Annotated in this window: 17 protein-coding genes; 6 read left to right on the top strand and 11 right to left on the bottom strand. The window is 74.7% G+C overall.

Annotated elements, in window-relative coordinates; all coding sequences use genetic code 11:
• Positions 1–57: 57 nt before the first annotated feature.
• The gene (locus K1Y72_RS25555; protein ID WP_220169009.1) at positions 58–978 is read right to left on the bottom strand and encodes a LysR family transcriptional regulator; all 921 of its coding nucleotides are present in this window, start codon (positions 976–978) and stop codon (positions 58–60) included.
• Positions 979–1,069: 91 nt separating this feature from the next.
• Between K1Y72_RS25555 and K1Y72_RS25550 the strand changes: the two genes are divergently transcribed.
• Both K1Y72_RS25550 and K1Y72_RS25545 read left to right on the top strand, forming a co-directional pair.
• A complete protein-coding gene (locus K1Y72_RS25550; protein ID WP_308287226.1) occupies positions 1,070–2,317 on the top strand; it encodes an MFS transporter in 1,248 nt (415 codons plus the stop codon).
• Positions 2,318–2,400: 83 nt separating this feature from the next.
• A complete protein-coding gene (locus K1Y72_RS25545) occupies positions 2,401–3,393 on the top strand; it encodes an alpha/beta hydrolase (RefSeq protein WP_220169007.1) in 993 nt (330 codons plus the stop codon).
• Positions 3,394–3,712: 319 nt separating this feature from the next.
• Here K1Y72_RS25545 and K1Y72_RS25540 read toward each other — a convergent pair whose 3' ends face one another.
• The gene (locus K1Y72_RS25540; protein WP_220169006.1) at positions 3,713–3,949 is read right to left on the bottom strand and encodes a hypothetical protein; all 237 of its coding nucleotides are present in this window, start codon (positions 3,947–3,949) and stop codon (positions 3,713–3,715) included.
• Between the two features lie 116 nt (positions 3,950–4,065).
• Between K1Y72_RS25540 and argS the strand changes: the two genes are divergently transcribed.
• Complete coding sequence (gene argS / locus K1Y72_RS25535; protein WP_220169005.1) at positions 4,066–5,826, top strand: arginine--tRNA ligase; 1,761 nt, start codon at positions 4,066–4,068, stop codon at positions 5,824–5,826.
• 64 nt (positions 5,827–5,890) lie between these two features.
• Here argS and K1Y72_RS25530 read toward each other — a convergent pair whose 3' ends face one another.
• From K1Y72_RS25530 to deoC, 5 genes are all read right to left on the bottom strand, one after another.
• Positions 5,891–6,136 carry a DUF2630 family protein gene (locus K1Y72_RS25530; protein ID WP_220169004.1) on the bottom strand — a complete coding sequence of 82 codons (246 nt, stop codon included), beginning with the start codon at positions 6,134–6,136 and terminating at the stop codon, positions 5,891–5,893.
• A gap of 81 nt (positions 6,137–6,217) precedes the next feature.
• Entirely contained in the window at positions 6,218–7,192 is a 975-nt protein-coding gene (locus K1Y72_RS25525) for a hypothetical protein (protein WP_220169003.1), read from the bottom strand.
• Positions 7,193–7,276: 84 nt separating this feature from the next.
• Positions 7,277–8,131, bottom strand: a complete 855-nt coding sequence (locus K1Y72_RS25520; protein WP_220169002.1) for an aldehyde dehydrogenase family protein — start codon at positions 8,129–8,131, stop codon at positions 7,277–7,279.
• Positions 8,124–9,554, bottom strand: coding sequence for an aldehyde dehydrogenase family protein (locus tag K1Y72_RS25515; protein ID WP_220169001.1), 1,431 nt, complete (start codon positions 9,552–9,554; stop codon positions 8,124–8,126). The genes K1Y72_RS25520 and K1Y72_RS25515 overlap by 8 nt, the downstream gene beginning before the upstream one ends.
• A gap of 5 nt (positions 9,555–9,559) precedes the next feature.
• Positions 9,560–10,489, bottom strand: coding sequence for a deoxyribose-phosphate aldolase (deoC, locus tag K1Y72_RS25510; protein ID WP_220169000.1), 930 nt, complete (start codon positions 10,487–10,489; stop codon positions 9,560–9,562).
• A gap of 209 nt (positions 10,490–10,698) precedes the next feature.
• Between deoC and K1Y72_RS25505 the strand changes: the two genes are divergently transcribed.
• Positions 10,699–11,514 (top strand): alpha/beta fold hydrolase, encoded by an 816-nt coding sequence (locus tag K1Y72_RS25505; protein WP_220168999.1) that lies wholly within the window; start codon positions 10,699–10,701, stop codon positions 11,512–11,514.
• A gap of 55 nt (positions 11,515–11,569) precedes the next feature.
• On the opposite strand, the gene K1Y72_RS25500 is transcribed toward K1Y72_RS25505, so the two are convergent.
• Both K1Y72_RS25500 and K1Y72_RS25495 read right to left on the bottom strand, forming a co-directional pair.
• A complete protein-coding gene (locus K1Y72_RS25500; RefSeq protein ID WP_220168998.1) occupies positions 11,570–12,616 on the bottom strand; it encodes a hypothetical protein in 1,047 nt (348 codons plus the stop codon).
• 274 nt (positions 12,617–12,890) lie between these two features.
• The gene (locus tag K1Y72_RS25495; RefSeq protein WP_220168997.1) at positions 12,891–14,618 is read right to left on the bottom strand and encodes an LLM class flavin-dependent oxidoreductase; all 1,728 of its coding nucleotides are present in this window, start codon (positions 14,616–14,618) and stop codon (positions 12,891–12,893) included.
• Positions 14,619–14,807: 189 nt separating this feature from the next.
• Here K1Y72_RS25495 and K1Y72_RS25490 point away from each other — a divergent pair, with 189 nt between their 5' ends.
• Together K1Y72_RS25490 and K1Y72_RS37345 are read left to right on the top strand one after the other, a co-directional pair.
• Positions 14,808–15,827: a CaiB/BaiF CoA transferase family protein gene (locus tag K1Y72_RS25490; protein ID WP_220168996.1), complete on the top strand. Its 1,020-nt coding sequence runs from the start codon at positions 14,808–14,810 to the stop codon at positions 15,825–15,827.
• Positions 15,828–15,867: 40 nt separating this feature from the next.
• Complete coding sequence (locus K1Y72_RS37345; protein ID WP_308287225.1) at positions 15,868–18,759, top strand: ATP-binding protein; 2,892 nt, start codon at positions 15,868–15,870, stop codon at positions 18,757–18,759.
• A 310-nt stretch (positions 18,760–19,069) separates the two neighbouring features.
• Here the strand turns inward: K1Y72_RS37345 and K1Y72_RS25480 are convergent, their stop codons facing one another.
• Together K1Y72_RS25480 and K1Y72_RS25475 are read right to left on the bottom strand one after the other, a co-directional pair.
• On the bottom strand, positions 19,070–19,807 hold the full coding sequence (locus K1Y72_RS25480; RefSeq protein WP_258573671.1) for a class I SAM-dependent methyltransferase: 738 nt from the start codon (positions 19,805–19,807) through the stop codon (positions 19,070–19,072).
• Positions 19,808–19,975: 168 nt separating this feature from the next.
• Complete coding sequence (locus tag K1Y72_RS25475; protein ID WP_220168995.1) at positions 19,976–20,743, bottom strand: lipoate--protein ligase family protein; 768 nt, start codon at positions 20,741–20,743, stop codon at positions 19,976–19,978.
• Positions 20,744–20,889 lie beyond the last annotated feature (146 nt).

Genomic DNA, 20,889 nt, shown 5'->3' with positions numbered 1-20,889 from the left:
TCTTGGAGCGCTCCAAGAGGCCAACACGCCGCATCTCGACGAGGGGTGACCGGGGGGTCAGTGGGTCCAGGCGGGGGTCCAGGACGGGACGGGCGAGGGTGTGCGGGGGGTCAGGTAGGCGCGGAGGGCGGCCAGGGTGGGGTGGGGGTTGTCCTCGCGCCAGACCAGGGAGTGCGGGTAGACGGGGGTCGGGTCGCGGAGGGGGACGCGGCGGAGGTCCAGGCCGGGCGGCGGGAAGAGCTGGGTGCCTTCGCCGATGAGGGTGGCCAGGGCCGGGTCGCGGGCGACGGTTTCGAGCAGCGGCTCGGCGCCGAAGTCGGCGCCGGCCGTCTCGATGGTGAACCCGAACGCGGCGGCGAGATCGTCGTAGTAGGCCGCCCATTCGGTGCCCGGGACGATGCCGGGCAGCCAGACGCGGTGCGCGGCGAGGTCGGCGGGCCGCGCGGCGGGCGCGGTCGCGAGCGGGTGGGAGGCGCCGACGAGGAGCTGCACGGGCTCGTCGTGGACGCGGGCGGACGCGACGCCGTCCGGCAGCCGCGCGGGTGCGGTGACGGCGCGGAGCGCGGCGTCCAGCGTGCCCGCCGCGACGGCGGCGACGGCCGCGGCGGCGTCGGGCGGCGTCGCGACGTCGATCCGGGCGTCCGGATACGCGGCGTGGAAGCCGCGCACCAGCTCGGCGGGCGCGAGCTTGCGGCCGACGACGTCGATCCGCAGCGCGCGGCCGCCCGGCCGGACGGCCGCCTCGGCGCGCTCGGCGGCCCGCAGGAGCGCGCGGGCGTGCGGCAGGAACGCGAGCCCGTCGGCGGTGAGCTGCGCGCCGCGCGCGGTGCGGGCGAACAGCCGGACGCCGAGGTCGCGCTCCAGCCCGGCGACGCGCTTGGAGACGGCCTGCTGGCTGATCTCCAGGTCGTCGGCGGCGTCCTGGAAGCTGCTCGCGTCCGCGATGGCGGCGAACGTCCGCACGGCGTCGATCTGCACGCCCCCAACCTAGGCCACAACCTCTGGTTGTGGCCGGGGACTCCGGGAGGTTGTTTGCGGGCGTGCCCGCCGGGTCGTTTGGATGGCGCGGGTGACAGACGAAACGGTACGGCTCGGCCGGGACTTCGGGTGGCTGTGGGCGGCGTTCGCGACCAGCTCGGCCGGCACGTGGCTGGCGTTCGACGCCTTCCCGCTCATCGCGATCAAGGTGCTGGACGCCGGGCCGGCGCGGGTCTCGGCGCTCGCCGCGGCGGGCCTCGCGGCGGGGACGGTGCTGGCGCTCCCGCTCGGGCCGTGGGTGGAGGGCCGCCGCAAGCGGCCCGTGATGATCGCGATGGACCTGGTGCGGTGCGCGGCGCTGCTCAGCGTCCCCGCCGCCTACGCCCTCGGCGTCCTGACGTTCGCGCAGCTCCTCGCCGTCTCCATGGTCGTCGCCGCGGCCGACATCGCCTTCACGGCCGCGAGCGGCGCCTGCCTGAAGGCGCTCGTCCCGCGCGCGGGCCTGCTCACCGCGAGCTCCCGCTTCGAGGCGACCACCTGGACGACGACCGCGCTCGGCCCGCCGCTCGGCGGCCTCGCGATCGGCGCGCTCGGCCCGGTCGCGACGGTGCTGGCGAACGCCGCGAGCTTCCTGCTGTCGGCCCTCGGCATCCGCGCGATCCGCGGGGACGAGCCGCGCCCCGCCCGCGCCGCGTCCCGGCCGCGCGCCCGCGACCTGGCGGACGGCTGGCGGTTCATCTGGGCGGACCCGACGCTCCGCGCGCTGTTCCTGAACGGCGTCCTGGTGAACGGCCTGATCATGGCGGTGGCGCCGCCGCTCGCCGTCCTGATGCTCGGCGACCTCGGCTTCGCGCCCTGGCAGTACGGGCTGGCGTTCGCGCTGCCCTGCCTCGGCGGCCTCGCCGGGGCGCGGGTGGCGCGGCCGCTCGCCGCCCGGTTCGGGCGGCACCGGGTGATGCTGGCGACCGGGACGGTCCGCACGCTCTGGCCGGTCGGCCTGGCGCTCGTCGGCCCCGGCGCGGCCGGGCTCGCGCTCGTCATGGGCGTCGAGCTGGCGCTGATCACCTGTATGGGGATCTTCACTCCGCTGCTCGCCGCCGCGCGCCTGGAGCGGACGCCGCAGGACCGCGTCGCCCGGACGATGGCGGCCTGGTCGGTGACGAGCAAGGCGTCGATCGCGGCGATGACCGCGCTGTGGGGCGTGTTCGGCGCGGTCCTCGGCACGCGGGCGGCGATCGCGCTCGCGGGCGTCCTGCTCATCGCGACACCGCTGCTGCTGCCCCGGCGCGAGGCGCCCGAACCCCTCCCCGAGCCGGCGCCCGAACCGTCGGCCGCCTGATTGTCCGCAGGGCGGCGGACGGGCCGGCGGCCGGGCGTCGCACAATGGTGATCGCGGTTACCCCCCCCGCACGAGGAGGACTCATGAACGCTCCGGCCAGCGGCGCCGTCGGCCCGCCCCCGCCCTTCGACCCGGAGGTCGCGGCCGTGCTCGCCGCGATCGACGTCCCGCCCCTGCCGTTCACCCTGGAGAACCTGCCGAAGCTGCGCGAGCAGCGCGCCGTCCTCCCGCCGCCGTCCCTGGCGGAGCTGGCCCGGGACGGCGCCTACCGCGTCGAGGAGCGCGCCGTCCCCGGCCCGGCGGGCGCCCCGGACGTCACGCTGCTCATCTGCGTCCCCACGGACGCCGAGGGCCCCGTTCCCGTGCTCTACCACGCCCACGGCGGCGGGATGATCTTCGGGGACGAGCGGACCATGGTCACCGAGGTGCAGGACTGGACCGAGCGCCGCACCGCGATCGTGTCGGTCGGCTACCGGCTCGCGCCCGAGACCCCGCACCCCGGCCCCGTCGAGGACTGCTACGCCGGGCTCCTCTGGACGGCCGCGCACGCCGCCGAACTCGGCCTGGATCCGGAGCGGATCATCGTCGGCGGCGTCAGCGCGGGCGGTGGCCTCGCCGCCGCGCTCGCGCTCATGGCCCGCGACCGGGGCGGCCCCGCGCTGCTCGGGCAGCTCCTGGTCTGCCCGATGCTCGACGACCGCAACGACACGCCGTCGGCCGTCCAGATGGCCGGGCTCGGCATCTGGGACCGCACCGCCAACGACACCGGCTGGACGGCGCTGCTCGGCGACGCCCGCGGCGGCCCGGACGTGTCGCCGTACGCGGCCCCGGCCCGCGCGGCCGACCTGTCGGGCCTGCCGCCCGCGTTCATCGACGCCGGCAGCGCCGAGACCTTCCGCGACGAGGACGTCGCCTACGCGACCCGCATCTGGCAGGCGGGCGGCGTCGCCGAGCTGCACGTCTGGCCGGGCGGCTGCCACGCCTTCGACATGTTCGTCCCGCACGCCCCTATCGCCGCCGGCGCCCGCGAGGCCCGCACCCGCTGGCTCCGCCGCCTCCTCGCCGCCACCGACTGACCGCCCCCGCCCCACCCTGCCCCGCCGCGACCACCCGTTCACCCCTCGTTGACTTGCGGCCACGAGGGCGCGGCGTACGCGCTGACCGGGGGGCGAGTTGCTGACCGTCGCCGAGCAGGCCGCCCTGATCGGGAAGGCGATCGGGCGCGACGTCGAGGTCCGCGCGACCACGACGCCCGAGGAGGCCGTCGCGTCCCGCTTCCCGCGCGGCGCTCCCCCCGAGCTCGCCGCCGCGCTCCTGGAGGGCCACGCGCTGATGCGGGACGGCGCCGCCGCGCGCCTTCGCCGGCTGGTGCGCCCGCAACGCGGACGCCTTCCGCTAGGCGCCCCGCAGCCGCTCGGCGGCGGCGCGCCAGGGCTCGGCGACGTCCTCGGGGACCTGGAAGCGCAGCACCTCGCCGCTCGGCGCCCGCCCGCACCACCAGCCGCCGCCCTCGGCGTAGAGGGTGCCGACGACGCGGCCCGTCCCGGGGTCGACGAACAGGTGGACGTCGTTGCCGACGTCCTTCACCACGAGGTCCTCGACCCTGGGGCCCTCGGCGCCGGTGCCGCTCATCGCCGCCACTGTCCCACGCCGGGGCGCCGGGCGTCAGCCGGACCGCTCCCCGGGCGACGGCATGCCCGGGACAAAGGATTACCCGCCTCCCAGGGGCGCGCCGATAACCTTGGACCATGCCCGATCCGCAGCTCGTACTCGCGGCCCGCGTCCAGGACGCGCTGGCCGCCGCCTTCGGCCCGTCCCACGCGGACACCGACCCGGTCATCCGGCCCTCGCAGTTCGCCGACCTGCAGGCCAACGTGGCCCTGCCGCTCGCCAAGAAGCTGCAGGCCGAGCGAGGCGAGAAGCAGAACCCGCGCGCGGTCGCCGAAGAGATCGTCGCGCACCTCGACGTGGCCGACATCGTGTCGGACGTGCAGGTCAGCGGGCCGGGCTTCATCAACCTGACCTTCGCCGACGCCTGGATCGCCGGGCAGGCACAGCACATGCTGGCGGACGAGCGGCTCGGCGTGCCCGCCGCCGACTACGCGCAGACCGTCGTCGTCGACTACTCCGCGCCGAACGTGGCCAAGGAGATGCACGTCGGCCACCTGCGCACCACCATCGTCGGCGACTCGCTCGTGCGGATGATGGAGTTCCTCGGCCACAAGCCCGTGCGGCAGAACCACATCGGCGACTGGGGCACCCAGTTCGGCCTGCTCATCGAGCACCTGCTCGACATCGGCGAGGACGCCGCCCGCGAGGAGCTGTCCCGCGGCGACATCAACGAGTTCTACCAGGCCGCCCGCGCCAAGTTCGACGGCGATCCCGGCTTCGCCGAGCGGTCCCGGCGCCGCGTCGTCGCCCTCCAGGCCGGCGACCCCGAGACGCTGCGGATCTGGCAGAAGTTCATCGACGACACCGTCGTCTACATCAACAAGGTGTACGAGCGGCTCGACGTCACCCTCACCGACGACGACCTCGCCGGCGAGAGCAAGTACAACGACATGCTCGCCGACGTCAGCGCCGACCTGGAGGCGAGCGGCGTCGCGGTCATCAGCGACGGCGCGCTCTGCGTGTTCCCGCCCGGGTTCACCGGCCGCGACGACCAGCCCGTCCCGCTGATCATCCGCAAGAGCGACGGCGGCTACGGCTACGCCACCACCGACATGGCCGCCATCCGGTACCGGGTCAACGACGTCAAGGCCGACCGGATCATCTACGTCGTCGGCGCCGACCAGGCGCTGCACTTCCAGATGGTGTTCGCCGCCGCCCGCCAGGCGGGCTGGCTGCCCGACTCGGTGCGCGCCGAGCACGCCCAGATCGGCATGGTCCTCGGCACCGACGGCAAGCGGTTCCGCACCCGCTCGGGCGCGTCGGTGAAGCTGACCGAGCTGCTGGACGAGGCCGTCGAGCGCGCCGGGCACGCCTACGACGAGGTCAACCACGACGACTCGTTCGACGCCGCCACCCGCGACGACATCGCCCGCAAGGTCGGCATCGGCGCCGTCAAGTACGCCGACCTGTCGGTGGCGCGCGACAGCGAGTACATCTTCGACTTCGACCGGATGCTGGCGTTCAAGGGCAACACCGGCCCCTACCTCCAGTACGCGACCGCGCGGATCCGCTCCATCTTCCGCAAGGGCGGCCTCGCACCCGAGGACGCCACCGGCCCGATCGTCCTCGGCGACCCGGCCGAACGCGCCCTCGCGCTGGAGCTGCTCGGCTTCGGCGCCGCGGTCGAGCAGGCCTTCGACCTCGCCGAGCCCCACAAGCTGGCCGCCTACCTGTACTCGGTGGCCGACGCCTTCACCACCTTCTTCGAGAACTGCCCGGTGCTGAAGGCGCCCGACGAGGCGACCAAGGCGTCCCGGCTCGCGCTCTGCGCCGTGACGCTGCGGACCCTGGACACCGGCCTCGGCCTCCTCGGCGTCCAGACCCCCGAACGCATGTAGCGCGTCCCGGACGCGCTTGAGGGCCGGCTCCCACACGGTGGGGTCCGGCCCTCGGCATTGCGGATTATTGGATGTAGCCCTCGACCTCGCTGGCCGGGCGGACGTGCGCCTCGCCGGGGTTCTCCCCGGCGTCCTCGCGCGCGCGCCGCTGGCGCAGCAGGTCCCAGCACTGGTCCAGGGCGACCTCGATGCGCTTCAGCCGCTCCTGCTCCTCGGCCTGCGACAGCTCGCCGCGCTGCAGCTTGCCGCGCAGGTCCTTCTCCTCGGTCACGTAACCGCTGATCTGGGACAGGATCTGCTCGTCGTCCATGGACCCTCCTGCTGTGGTGTCGGATGCCGGAAGAGCCCCGTCCCGTCACCGGGCTGGGGCTCCACCGCCGTCGCGGGACCGTCAGCGGGCGCTGTTCGCGCCCGACATCAGGCCGCTGCTGGTGCTCGGCACCGAGCCTACGTCGGTCTTGGCCTCGACCAGCGCGGCGGGCCTGGCCGCCGAGCGGGACGCGGTCGTCGAGCGGGACGCGGTCGTCGAGCGGGACGCGGTCGTCGAGCGGGACGCGGTGCGGCGCGCGGGCGAGGCCTTCTTCGCCCCCGCCATCGCGGCCTTCTTGTCCGCCGCCGACTTCGGCGCCGCCCGGCGGGCGCCGACGCCGCGCGGGCGGGTCGACGAGGCCGCGCTGGTGGACTTGCGAGAACCGCTCGACGACGCGGGCTTGCGCGCCGAGGACGTGGACGCCTTCGTGCCGGACGCCGCGGTCTTGCGGGCCGACGACGTCGGCTTCTTCGCCGTAGCGGCCTTCGCCGTGCTCCTGGAGCCGGTGCTCTTCGCGGCCGACGTCGACTTCTTCGCCGTGCCGCTCTTGGCGGCCGTGCTCCGCGACGACGTGCTGCGCGACGAGGACGCCTTCGGCGCGGCCTTCGCGCCGGTCGTGATGACCTTGGCGGCGGCGTTCATCGCCTTGGCGGCGTCCGCCATCGCCTTGGTCGCGCCGTCCATCGCCTTGGTCATGGCCGTCATGGCCTTGACCGAGGTGTTGGCCTTGGTCGCCACCGACTTCATCTGCGTGGCGGCGGCCTTGGCCTGGGTCGCGGCGGCGGTCACCTTGGTCGCCGCCCCCGTGCTGCTCCGGCCGGACGACGCGGCGGTCTTCTTGGCCGCCGTCGTGGTCTTCTTGGCCGCGGGCTTCTTCGCGGTCGACGCCTTGGTGGTGCGGGCGCTGACCGTGGACCGCGCCGCCGTCGTCTTGGCGGCGGCGCTGGTCCGCTTGGCGGCCGGCTTCTTGGCCGTGCTCCGGGCCGCCGTCGACTTGCCGCCCGTGCCCTTCTTGGCGCGACTGGGCGTCGCGCGGTTCGTGGTCGTGGTCGCCACTGATCTACCCCCCGTACATGATCAGTTACGGGTGACCTATTCCACTCCCCGCACCTCTTTACACACTCCGTGGTACATCCGTCATCAGACGCCCACCGGGTGCCACACCGTCTTGGTCTCCAGGAACGCCGTCAACCGGGCGGTTCCCGGCTCGCCGGACCAGTCGTCGCCGGCCGGCCGCAGCACCCGCTTGAGGTTGCCCGCGGCGGCCTCCTCCAGCGCCGCGACGCCGTCCGCCGGGACGCCCGCGAGGTCGATCGCGTCGACGTCCATGTGCGAGGCGAGCCAGGGCGCGAGCTCGTCGCGGCGGCCGGTGAGCAGGTTGACGACGCCGCCCGGCAGGTCGGAGGTCGCGAGCACCTCCGCGAGGGTGATCGCGGGCAGCGGGGCGGGCTCGGACGCGACGACGACGGCGGTGCCGCCCGTCGCGACGACCGGCGCGAGCACCGACACGAGGCCGAGCAGCGGCGCGTCCGGCGCGACGACGCCGACGACGCCGACCGGTTCGGGCGTGGAGAAGTTGAAGAACGGCCCGGACACCGGGTTCGCCGACCCCGCCACGGCGGCGATCTTGTCGGTCCAGCCGGCGTACCAGACCCACCGGTCCACGGCGGCGTCCACCTCGTCGGACGCGGCGGACTTGCCGAGGCCGGTCGCGCGCAGCTCGTCGACGAACTGGGCGCGGCGGCCCTCCAGCATCTCGGCGATCCGGTAGAGGATCTGGCCGCGGTTGTGGGCGGTGCGGCCGGACCAGCCGCCGAACGCCTTGCGCGCCGCGCCGACCGCGTCGCGCACGTCCTTGCGGGACGCCTGCGAGGCGTTGGCGAGGAACGCGCCCCTGCCGTCGTTCACCACGTAGGACCTGCCCGACTCCGACCGGGGGAACGCGCCCCCGATGAACAGCTTGTAGGTCTTGCGGACGGTCAGTCGCTCAGACATTCAGGTACGCCTCCAGCCCGTGCCGCCCGCCCTCGCGGCCGTGGCCGGACTCCTTGTAGCCGCCGAACGGCGACGCCGGATCGAACTTGTTGAAGGTGTTGGCCCACACCACGCCGGCCCGCAGGCGCTCGGCCGTCCACAGGATGCGCGAGCCCTTCTCGGTCCAGACGCCCGCCGACAGCCCGTAGGGGGTGTTGTTGGCCTTCTCCACGGCCTCGGCGGGGGTGCGGAAGGTCAGCACCGACAGCACCGGACCGAAGATCTCCTCGCGGGCGATGCGGTGCGACTGGGCGACGCCGGTGAACACCGTCGGCGCGAACCAGAACCCGCGCTGCGGCAGGGCGCAGTCGGGCGCCCAGCGCTCGGCGCCCTCGTCCTCGCCGGCCTGCGACAGCTCGCGGATCTTGGCGAGCTGCTCGGCCGAGTTGATCGCGCCGACGTCGGTGTTCTTGTCCAGCGGGTCGCCGACGCGCAGCGTCGCCATCCGCGCCTTCAGCCGCTCCAGCAGCTCGTCCGCGACCGACTCCTGGACGAGCAGCCGCGACCCGGCGCAGCAGACGTGCCCCTGGTTGAAGAAGATCCCGTTGACGATGCCCTCGACGGCCTGGTCGAGCGGCGCGTCGTCGAACACGATGTTGGCGGCCTTGCCGCCGAGCTCCAGCGTCAGCCGCTTATCGGTGCCCGCGACGCTCCGGGCGATCTGCCGGCCGACGTCGGTGGAGCCGGTGAAGGCGACCTTGTCGACGCCCGGGTGCGCGACGAGCAGCCGTCCCGTCTCGCCCGCACCGGTGACGATGTTGACGACGCCGGGCGGCAGCTCGGCCTGCCGGCAGATGTCGGCGAACAGCAGCGCGGTCAGCGGGGTCGTCTCGGCGGGCTTCAGGACGACGGTGTTGCCGCAGGCCAGCGCCGGGGCGATCTTCCAGGCGAGCATGAGCAGCGGGAAGTTCCACGGGATGACCTGGCCGGCGACGCCGAGCGGCCTCGGGTCGGCGCCGAAGCCCGCGTGGCCGAGCTTGTCGGCCCAGCCCGCGTAGTAGAAGAAGTGCGCGGCGGCGAGCGGCACGTCGACGTCGCGGGACTCGCGGATCGGCTTGCCGTTGTCGATCGACTCCAGCACGGCCAGCTCGCGCGCCCGCTCCTGGACGATGCGGGCGATGCGGAACAGGTACTTGGCGCGCTCGCGGCCCGGCATCGGGCCCCACACGTTCTCGAACGCGGCGCGGGCGGCGGCGACGGCGCGGTCGACATCGGCGCCGTCGGCGGTGGCGATCTCGGCGAGGGTGTCCTCGCTGGCCGGCTCGATGGTCTTGAACGGCTCGCCGTGCCCGTCGGTGAAGGCGCCGTCGATGAACAGCCCGTAGGACGGGCGGATGTCGACGACGGACCGGGACTCGGGCGCCGGTGCGTACTCGAAGTCCATGGGGGTCAGTCCAAGGTGAAGTAGTCGGGACCGGAGTAGACCCCGGTGGTGAGCTTGCGGCGCTGCATCAGCAGGTCGTTGAGCAGGCTGGACGCGCCGAGCCGGAACCACTGCGGATCCAGCCAGTCGGGGCCGGCGGTCTCGTTGACCAGCACCAGGTACTTGATCGCGTCCTTGGTGGTGCGGATGCCGCCGGCCGGCTTCACGCCGACCTGCCGGCCGGTGGCGGCGCGGTAGTCGCGGACGGCCTCCAGCATGACCAGCGTCACCGGCAGCGTCGCGGCGGGCGCCACCTTGCCGGTGGAGGTCTTGATGAAGTCGGCGCCCGCCTCCATCGCCAGCCACGAGGCGCGGCGGACGTTGTCGTAGGTGACCAGCTCGCCGGTCTCGAAGATGACCTTCAGGTGGGCGTCGCCGCACGCCTCCTTGGTGGCGACGATCTCCTCGTGCACCTTGCGGTAGTCGCCGGCGAGGAACGCGCCGCGGTCGATGACCATGTCGATCTCGCTCGCGCCCGCCGCGACGGCGGCGCGGGTGTCGGCGAGCTTGGCCTCCATCGGCGCCCGCCCGGACGGGAACGCGGTCGCGACGCTGGCGACGCCGATCCCGGTGCCGCGCAGCGCGGCCACGGCCGTCTCGACCATGTCGGGGTAGACGCAGATCGCGGCGACGCGCGGCACCGACGCGTCCCCGGGGTCGGGGCGCGCGCCCTTGGCGCAGAGCGCCCGGACCTTGCCGGGGGTGTCGGCGCCCTCCAGGGTGGTGAGGTCGACCATGGTGATGGCCAGGTCGATGGCCTGCGCCTTCGCCGTGGTCTTGATGGATCGGGTGGCCAGCCGGGCGGCCCGCTCGTCGACGCCGACCTGGTCGACGCCGGGCAGGCCGTGCAGGAAGGCCCGCAGCTGCGGCCCGCTGGGAAGAGTCTCCGTTGACACCTCCCCAGGATCACCCACGCGCGGCACTGGAACAAACCGGCCGAATCCCGTTTGGGTCACATCGTCCGTTCCGCCCGGCGCCGCCGGGGCCCGCCGGACGCCGCCCCGGCGCGTGCGGGCGGGCCGTTACCCCGCACGTAATGGATCTTGGTACGGCGGGCCGCGAAGCTGGATTCATCAGCACGGAGACCGGCCGAAGGAGCGCCCCCATGTTCTTCCAGACCCACGACGGCACCCGGCTCGCCTACGAGGATCACGGACAGGGCGAGGTCGTCGTCCTCGCGGCGAGCGCGATGCTGAGCGCGGACATGTGGGAGTACCAGATTCCCTTCCTCGTCCGGAACGGGTACCGCTGCGTCGCCCTCGACCGGCGCGGCCACGGCCGCTCGGACCGCCCGAGCGGCGGCTACGACCTCGACACCTGCGCCGACGACCTCGCCGCGCTGATCGAGCACCTGGACCTGCGCGACGTCACCCTGGCCGGGCACTCGATGGGCGGCGCCGAGACCGTCCGGTACCTCGCCCGGCACGGCGCGGACCGCGTCCGGCGCGCCGCGCTGATCTCCGCGACGGTGCCCTGCCTGCTGCGCCGCGACGACAACCCGCAGGGCCTCCCGCCGGAGGCGGCGGAGGCGTCCCTGGCCGCGCTGGACGACGACCGGCCCGGCTGGCTGGCCCGGCAGGCGCAGGCGTTCTTCGCCACCCACCTCGGCAACGCCGTCTCGCCCGCGATGATCGAGCACACCGTCCGGATGTGCCTGGCGACCTCGCCCTGGGCGGTCCGCGAGTGCCAGCGGTCGGTGCTGGCCGCCGACCTGCGCCCCGATCTCGCCACCCTCGCCCTCCCCCTGCTCGTCGTGCACGGCGCCGCCGACATGTCGGCGCCCGTCCACCTCACCGGCCGCCGCATCGCCGAGCTCGTCCCCCACGCCGACTACCGCGAGTACCCGACCGCCGGGCACGGCCTCTACTACAGCCACCGCGCCGAACTGAACGCCGAGCTGCTGGCCTTCCTGAAGGGCTGACGGCGGACGCGCGAGGGCGGGCCGCCGGGTGGCGGCCCGCCCTCGTCGGCGGCCTCTAGTGGAACTTCAGGACCAGGTTGTAGCGGTGGATCCAGTCGCTGTCGTCCAGCGCGCCGACGCCCCAGGTCGAGGTGGTCTTCGGGACGTGGGCGAGCGTCGCCACCTGCGTCGTCAGGCCGCTCCGGGCCGGGATCGCAGTCGCGGTCCAGGCTCCGTTGCGGTAATGGAAGAAGTGCTTGCTCCCCTTCGCCCACAGGCCGCCGGCGCCGTCGTCCACCAGCGTGCCGAGGGCCTCGGTGCTGTTGGGGGCGGCGAACTTCTTCCAGGTCTTGCCGTCCCAGTGCACGACCGCGGACTTGGAGCCGAGGTAGCCGACCGCCCACACGTTCTTGGAGCCTCGCGCCAGGATCCCGTTCAGGGCGCTCTGCCCTTCCGTACCGAACGGCTGCGCCTGCTTCTTCCAGGTCTTGCCGTCCCAGCGCAGCACCGCCGGGACGAGGCTCTGCGGCCCCTTCACCCAGGCGGTCGCCCACAGGTCCTTGCCGGTGCCCGGGGAGACCTCGCGGATGATGCCCGGCGAGGCGACCTTGGACCACTTCTTGCCGTTGTAGTGCCGCACGTCCGGCTTGGACGCGTCCCAGCCGCCGGTCTGCGCGAACGACCACACGTCCGTGGCGCTGCGCGCGTACAGGTCCGGCGCCGACGGGTCGGAGTTCGACGGGAGCGTCCCGGCGACCCACTTCCACTTCTTGCCGTTCCAGTGCAGCCAGTACTGCTTGAGATGGCCGTCGGTGCCACCGATCCACACGTCCTTGGACGAGGTGGCGCTGACGCTCTCCAGGTAGGCCGCCTTGGCGACCGCCGGGACCGCGACGTTCTTCCAGGTCGTGCCGTTCCAGTGGCGGATGAGCGCCCCGGTGCCCGACTTGTACCCGACGGCCCAGGCGTCCTTGGCGCTCAGCGCCACGATGTCGCGGAGATCGGCCTTCGCGTCCGGCGTGGCGGTGATACGCCAGCCCGTGGCGGCGTCGGCGACGCCGCCCGTCGCGAGGACGGCCGCGACGGCCAGCCCCGCGACTCCCCCGCGCAGCATTCTGCCCACTGACTCTCCCTTGTCTCTCGTCTGTCAGAGCGGAGGAAACAGTAGCGGTACAGAACGACACAAGTAATACCAACTACCTCTCCCGCCGGAGCACAGTGCGGGCCGGGCGGTCAAGAGGACATGCTTCACATCGGTCCGGGACAGGCCGGGGCGAACCCGGAGGAGGTTTCGCTCGTCACACCTATCGGGTACCTGCGTCCATCGGGGGGACACAGGTACCCCGCCCGGCCCGTGCCAACGACGTCACGGGCCGGGCTTCCGCGTTCCCGGCGGCCTAGTAGGGCGACGGGCCGCCGAACATCTCGCTGACGCGCGGCGCGACCTCCACGTCGCCGCGCAGCCTCAGCTTCCCGTCCATGAGCAGCGACGCGGGGTTGCCGTCGCCCGCCAGGACCCGCACGAAGTCGGCCGTCGACGCCGCGATCGTGAGCCGCGCGTCGTCCGCGGCGCCCTCGCGTGCCCGCGCGCGGCCGTCGCGGACGCGGATCGTCCAGGCGGTCTCGGTTCCGTCGGAGCGGCCGAGGCGGAACGCCAGGTCGCCCTCGAAGCCGCCCGCCGCTGACGGATCGTAGGCGCGGGCCATGCCGGCGAAGAACACCCGCTGCGCCCGCTCCCCGAACGCCCGCTCGATCTGCCGGTCGCTCCGCCCCTTCACCAGGCGGTGGAAGCCCTGCAACGCGCGGCGGCGCCCGGCGCCCCGGACCTCCGCGCGCACCGCGCCGGGAGTCACGCGGGGCCGGCGCGCCCGGCGGGCGCGGGCGACCTCGGCGTCCTCGTCGATGCGGTAGCCGGCGGGCAGCGTCCGGGCGGGCTCGCGGCGGGCGAGCGCCGCCTCGATCGCGGGCGCGAGCCGCGCGGCCTTCGCCGCCTCCCGCTCCTCGCGGCCCTCGGTGAAGCGCGGCAGCACCGCCTTGCCGAACAGCTCCAGCGCCTCGCAGATGTGCTCGTGCCGGTTCGGCCCGGCCTGGAGCACGAACGAGATCTGGTCGACGCCGACCTCCTCGTACTTGCGGATCAGCTCGCTGACCTGGTCGGGCGTCCCGACCGCGCCCCGCAGCGACCCGACGTTGACGTTCAATGCCTCCGCGTTGGCGATGATGCGGTCGCGGTCGAAGCCCTGCTGGGCGCGGCGTGCCTGGAACTCGTCCCAGACGCTCGTGCGGCCGGGGTCGTGCGGCGTCGTCCCGTAGTAGTGCGCGAGCGCGAACCCGAAGAAGTGCGCGCCGTCGATGCCCCGCTCGATCGCGGTCGCCTCGTCCTCGTGCAGCATCATCGGCAGCACCACGCACACGTTCGGGTTGACCGAGAACCCCGCCGGGACGCACTCCTCCGACTCGATGATCCGGTAGTACTCCTGCACCCACCTGCCCGCGTCGGCGGGCTCGACGAACGAGAACGACAGCGCGCCGATGCCGTTGCGGGCGGCGAACTCGATCGTCTCGCGCCGCGAGCACGCCACCCACAGGGGCGGATGCGGCTTCTGCACGGTCTTCGGGATGACGTTGCGCGGCGGCATCCGCAGGTGCGGGGAGTCCCACCCGGCGAACGGCTCCTCGACGAACATGCGGGTGACGGCGTCGACCGCGTCCTCCCACTCGCCCCGTTTCGCCGACCGCCGGATCCCGAACCCGCCGAGCTCGGCGCTGGAGCTGGACTCCCCCGTCCCGAACTCGACGCGCCCGCCCGACACCAGGTCCAGCGTCGCGATCCGCTCGGCGACCCGCGCCGGATGGTTCACCTCCGGCGGCAGCTGCACGATCCCGTGCCCGAGCCGGATCCGCTTCGTCCGCTGCGACGCGGCCGCGAGGAACACCTCGGGCGCCGACGAGTGCGAGTACTCCTCCAGGAAGTGGTGCTCGACCTCCCAGACGATGTCGAACCCGATCCGGTCCGCGATCTCGATCTGGTCCAGCGCGTCCCGGTAGAGCCGCGCCTCCTGCCCGTCGTCCCAGGGCCGCGGCAGCTGGTGCTCGTAGAAGAGCGAGAATCGGATGGCACCCACCTCCACCTGTCCGACCAGGGCGGATAACGGGACGCCCCGGCATCACCCGGCCAGCCTCACCCGAATTGGACTCCACGTCAATAGATCCCCGCCCCTCCCCCGGATTCGTTTTGACCAAGCGCTCGCTTGACGAGGCGGGCCGGGGGCGGGCACGGTGGGGGCGGTCTTCTCGGGGCGGAGGGGTGGGCGATGGGGCTGCTGGACGGGCTGCGGGTGCTCGATCTGACGATGTGGCGGCCCGGTCCCTACGCGACGCAGCTGCTCGCGCAGCACGGCGCCGACGTGCTGAAGGTGGAGCCGCCCGGCGGCGAGCCGATGCGCATGTTCCGCGGCCATTTCGACCTGCTCAACCGGCACAAGCGCAGCATCGCGCTCGACCTGAAGAGCGAGGCGGGACGGGCGCGGGCGCTGGAGCTCGCGGCGGGCGCCGAGGTGTTCGTGGAGGGGTTCCGGCCCGGCGTCGCCGACCGGCTCGGCGTCGGGTACGGGGCGCTGCGCGCCGCGAACCCCGCGCTCGTCTACTGCTCGATCTCCGGGTACGGCGCGCGCGGCCCGCTCGCCGACGTACCGGGCCACGACGTCAACTACCGCGCCTACACCGCCGCGCTCCCGCCGGGCACCGGGTCGCCCGACGCCGACGAGCTGCCGCTCGCCGACATGGCCGCCGCGACGATGGCCGCGTTCGCGATCGCCGCGGCCGTCGTGCAGGCCCGCGCGAGCGGCGAGGGCGACCGCATCGACCTCGGCATGGCCGACGTGCTCGCCAACTGGACCGGCACGGTCCCCGAGGCGACGCGGCGCGGCACCGTCCCCGGGTACGGGGTGTACGCGGCGGCGGACGGCGGCCGCGTCACGCTCGGCGTCGTCTCCGAGGACCGGCTGTGGACGGCCGTCTGCGCAGCCCTCGGCCTCGACGACATCGCCCACGTCGACTTCCTCGGGCGGATGCGGGACGTGCCGGCGCTGGACGCCCGGGTCGCCGCCGCCGTCGCGGCGCTGCCCGCCGCCGAGGCCGTCCGGCGGCTGACGGCGGCGGGCGCGCCCGTCGCGCCCGTCCTGGACCGCGCCGCGATGATCGAGCACCCGCATTTCCGGGCCCGCGACGCGGTGTTCGGCAGCCCCGTCCGCACCGCGGCGCACCCGCCGCTGACCGGGGGGACGGTCGCGGAGCTGGACGCGCACGCGGGCCAGGGCTGGGCCGCCGGATAACGATGAGCGTTTTGTCCGGTCCGTTTGGCATCATGGGGGCGTGACCTCCCGCGTGATGAGCCCCGTCCTCGTCGGCCGCACCGCCGAGATCACCGTCCTGGACGACGCGCTCCGCGACATCCCCGGCGCCGTCCTGCTCGGCGGCGAGGCCGGGCTCGGCAAGACGCGGCTGATGCGCGAGTTCGCCGCGCGCGCCCGGGCGGCGGGCGCCCGGCTGCTCGCCGGCGGCTGCCTGGAGCTCGGCTCGGACGGCCTGCCGTTCGCGCCGTTCACCACGATCCTGCGCGGCCTGGTCCGCGACATCGGCACCGACGGCGTCGCGGCGCTGCTGCCGCGCGGCGACACCTCCGGCCTCGCCCGGCTGCTGCCGGAGTTCGGCGAGCCCGAGAGCGACGCCGCGACCGCCGAGGAGCGCGCGCGGCTGTTCGAGCTGGTGCTCGTGCTGCTGGAGCGCCTCGCCGCCGAGCGGCCGGTGGCGCTCATCATCGAGGACGCCCACTGGGCGGACCGCTCCACCCGCGACCTGCTGGCCTTCCTCGTCCGCAACCTCAGCGGCGCGCCGCTGCTCATCGTCGTCACGCACCGCTCGGACGAGCTGCACCGCACGCACCCGCTGCGGGCGCTGCTCGCCGAGCTCGGCCGGGTCGAGCGGGTGCGGCGCCTGGACCTGGCCCCGCTCGGCGTCCGCGAGGTCGGCGAGCTCGCCGCGCAGCTCCTCGGCCACGACCCGGGCCCCGGTCTCGCGCTGCGGCTGCACGAGCGGAGCGGCGGCAACCCGCTGTTCGTCGAGGCGCTCCTGGACGCCGACGGGACGCTCGCCTGCGAGCTGCCCGAGTCGCTGCGCGACCTGCTGCTCGCCGGCATCCAGCGCCTGCCCGAGGACACCCAGGAGCTGCTGCGCGTCGCCGCCGTCGGCGGCGTGCACGTCGACCACGCCCTGCTCGCCGCCGTGTCCGGCGAGGACGACGCCGCGCTCAGCCGCCTGCTGCGGCCCGCCGTCGCCGCCAACGCGCTGCTGGTGAGCGGCGACGGCTACGCGTTCCGGCACGCGCTCATCCGCGAGGCCGTCCACGACGACCTGCTGCCCGGCGAGCACACCCGCCTGCACGCCCGCTTCGCCGAGGCGCTGGAGGCCGACGCCGCGCTCATGCCGGCCGGCCGCCGCTGGGTGGCGATCAGCCACCACTGGCACGCCGCGCACGACGCCCTGTGGGCGCTGGTGAGCGCCTGGCGGGCCGCCGCCGAGTCGCGGCGCGCCCTCGCCTACGCCGAGAGCCTGACGATGCTCTCGCGCGTCATGGAGCTGTGGGACCAGGTGCCGGACGCCGAGGGGCGCATCGAGGCGCCCTACGCCGAGGTGCTGCGGCAGGCCGCGGCCGCCGCCGAGATCGCCGGCGAGTACGGGCGCGGCATCACGATCGCCAAGCGGGCGCTGCGCGAGCTGCCCGAGGACGGCACGGCCGACCGGCGCCGGCTGCGCGCCGCCCTGCTGGAGATGTCGGGCCGGATGCGCCACCAGCTCGCCAAGCCCGGCTTCCTGGAGGACCTCCGCGAGGCGGTGCGGCTGCTGCCGGACGAGGCGACGGCGCAGCGGGCCCGCGCGCTCACCGCGCTCGCCACCTACGGCCGCCTCACCACCGACATCCGCTCCGCGCAGGACGCCGCCGCCGAGGCGCTGCGGATCGCCGTCGACATCGGCGACGCGACCGCCGAGGCCGACGCCCGCATCACCCTGCTCTGCGCCGACATGGACTACGAGCACGGCCTCGCGCAGCTCGCCGACGCCGAGGAGGCGGTGCTCCGCTCGGGCGCGCACCGGATCGTCATGCGGTTCGCGGTGATCAAGTCGCACTTCCTGGAGGGCGCCGGCCGGCACGCCGAGGCCGCCGAGGTGGCCCGCAAGGGCGCCGTGCGGGCCGCCGAGTTCGGCGTGCAGCGCACCCAGGGCGCGTTCCTGACCATCAACGTCGCCGAGCCGCTGCTGTCGCTCGGCCGCTGGGACGAGGCCGCCGAGATGCTGGAGCGCGGCCTGGAGCTCGACCCGCCGATCACCACCCGCACCTCGCTGCAGGTGCTGTCGGGGGAGCTCGCGCTCGCCCGCGGCGACCTCGCCGCCGCCCGCGCCCGCCTCGCCTCGTCCCGCGGCATCCTCGCGCCGCAGAAGCGGTGGACCAAGTCCCAGGACACCTTCGCGGTGCTCCGCCTGGAGATGGGGGTGCTGCTCGCCGAGGACCGCCCCCGCGAGGCGCTGGAGGCGGCGTACGGGCTCTGCGACCAGGCCGGGCTGCCCGACGGCGCCCGCTACGCCTGGCCGGTGCTGGTGCTCGGGACCGACGCCGCCGTCCGGGCCGGCGACCCGGGCGCCGCCGCCGAGCTGGAGCGGCACGCCGCGGCGATCCAGGTCCGCGGCTCCGCGCAGGAGGCCTGGCACCGCACCTTCCGCGCCGGGATCGCCCGCCTGCGCGGCGAGGACGACGTGTGCGCCTGGGACGAGGTCGCGGCGTCCTGGGAGAAGCTCGGCTGCCCCTACCCGCGCGCCGAGGCGCTGCTGCACGCCGCGCAGGCCGCGCTCTCCGCCGGCGACCACGACGCCGCGCACGACCGGCTCACCGAGGCCCTGGAGCTCACCGGGACGCTCCGCGCCGCGCTGCTGCACGAGCGCCTCGCCGACCTGGCCCGCCGCGTCCGGCGGCCGCGCCGGGCGGGCGGCGGCGCCGCGGCCGCGCCGCTCGGCCTCACGCCGCGCGAGCTGGAGGTGCTGCGGCTGGTCGCCGACGGGCACGGCAACCGCGACATCGCGGCGGCGCTGTTCATCTCGGCGAAGACCGCGAGCGTGCACGTGTCGAACATCCTCGGCAAGCTCGGCGTGGCGAACCGCGGCGAGGCCGCCGCGACCGCGCACCGCCTCGGCCTGTTCGACGAGCCCGCCTGACACCCGCCCGGCGTCCGCCCGGCGTCCGGCGGCGGGCGCGTGGATCCGGCGCCGGGGGCCTCCCCTCCCGGGCACCCGGCGCCGGATCGTCGGACCACACGGGAACTTCAGTGGCTGGCCTTCCCGACCGCGATCCGCGGAGTACGCGGTACTGCTCCGCTCGGAGAGGCGGTCCGCGGCCCGTCCGGCCACTGCCCAGTCTCGGGCCTCCGCGCGCCGCGGGGCATCGGGAGACATCCCGATCGGCATACCTAAATCGGGGCCGGACCCCCACCGATCCCCGGCCGGGCCCGCCCCTCGGTCCCGCCGGTCAGGAGGGGACGCGCGCCACGCAGAACACGCTCTGCCCGAACGGCGGGCGGACGAAGCGCTCCACCGTCTCGGTGATCGGGATGACCGTCCGGTCGTAGATCTTCACCAGGCCGGGCCGCGGGTAGGACGCGCCGCCGCGGCGGACCGCGGCCCACCAGGCGAGGCCGCCCAGGAAGTTGATCGGCTTCAGCACCTCGGGGGTGAGGCCGGCGGCGCGGACGGCGGCGCCGAGCGTCTTCGGGGTGTAGCGCTGCACGTGCCCGACCTTGCGGTCGAAGTCGCTGTAGAGCTGCTGGTAGCCGGGCACCCAGATGATGATGCGGCCGCCCGGGACGGTCGCGGCGGCGAGGTCGCGGAGCGCCTGCGCGTCGTCGGTGATGTGCTCCAGCACGTTCATCATGAGCACGGTGTCGACCGGCTGCCGCAGCTTGACCTCGCAGGGCAGCTCCAGCGACAGGACGTCCACGTCCACGTCGCCGGCGTGCCGCTGGGCGAGCTGCTCCAGGCAGTAGGGGTCGCCGTCGCTGACGGCGAGGTAGTCCAGGTTCGGGGCGAGCTCCGCCGACAGGTGGCCGAGCCCCGCGCCGATCTCCAGCAGGGACTTCCCGACGTGCGGGGAGACCAGGTTGTACTGGTAGCGGCGGTAGTTGCGTGCCTCGTCGCCGCCGAGGTGGTTCTCCAGCGCGCCTTCACCGGCCGCAGGCTGAACGATGTCTTGCTGATTGGTTGTCTGCATGATTCCCGCTCGCGTGGCCATGCCGGAGCGCAGGCCGTCGGCCTGGGTCCAGCGCTCGGATCGGGCAAGTGTAACCACGCGCGGCAAGGCTGACAGAATTCGACCGCACATTTGAAGGAAGGCCCGCCGCGTCCCTGGAGGCCACCCGAGCCCCAGGTGAACGTCCGCTCAGCGCCGGGCGGACGGGTATGCCCCGATCCGGTGCGGGCGGCCGCCGGACGGGCCGCCGGACGGGCCGTCGCGCGCCTCGACGCCGTTCAGCTGCCAGCCCGGATCGCCGTAGCGGCGGGCGTGCAGGCGCCGCTGGAGGTCCAGCTCGTGCCGGTCGGGGCGCCGGGCGGCGGCGATGCCGTACTCCTCGACGGCGCCGCAGAGCACCGCGGCGCGCACCGCGTCCAGCGACACCGGCGGGCCGTGCCCGGCGAGCGTCGGCTGCGGGCCGGCCGCCAGGTGGGCGGCGCCGGACGCGACGTCGGAGACGTGCACGGCGACCTGGACGAGCTCGGCGTGGCGGGTGCGCATGCGGGCGGTGGCGATGGTCCCGTCCCCGAGCGCGGCGGCCGGGGGCCCGAGGGTGGCGACGGCCGCGGCCACGAGCGCGTCGAGCGGGGGCCGCGCGTCGCGCGGGGCGGCGGGGCGCACCAGGGAGAACAGCAGGGTGCCGGGGCCGGTGTGGACGGCGCCGCCGCCGCTGCCCCGGCGCACCACGGGGACGCCGTCGCGGGCGCAGGCGGCGAGGTCGACGGCGCGCGTCAGGTTCTGGAAGCGGCCGATGAGCACGCTGGGCGCGTTCTGCCAGACCCGCAGCAGCGGGCCCGTCCCGGCCCGGTCCCAGGCGCCGCGGCCCGGCGGCGCCGCGGCCGAGCGCAGCAGCGCCTCGTCCAGGGCCAGGTTCCAGGCCGGGTCGGCGCCGTCCTCGACGATCACTGTCAGCATGCGCGGCTCTCCCCCCGCGCCGGGTCCTCCGCGGTAAGGCCCGGCGGTTCCGTCATACCTCCGGGGTCCGGCGCCGCGACCGGTGGTCCGCCCAGATCGCCGGCGCCGAGTTTTCAGATGGTGACACGCCGCGGCGGAACGCCTGC

Origin of the sequence: Actinomadura parmotrematis (assembly GCF_019458805.1) — a bacterium.
Classification (GTDB): domain Bacteria; phylum Actinomycetota; class Actinomycetes; order Streptosporangiales; family Streptosporangiaceae; genus Spirillospora; species Spirillospora parmotrematis.
Note: the sequence above shows the minus strand (reverse complement) of the source record. Positions and strands in the feature narration are given on the sequence as shown.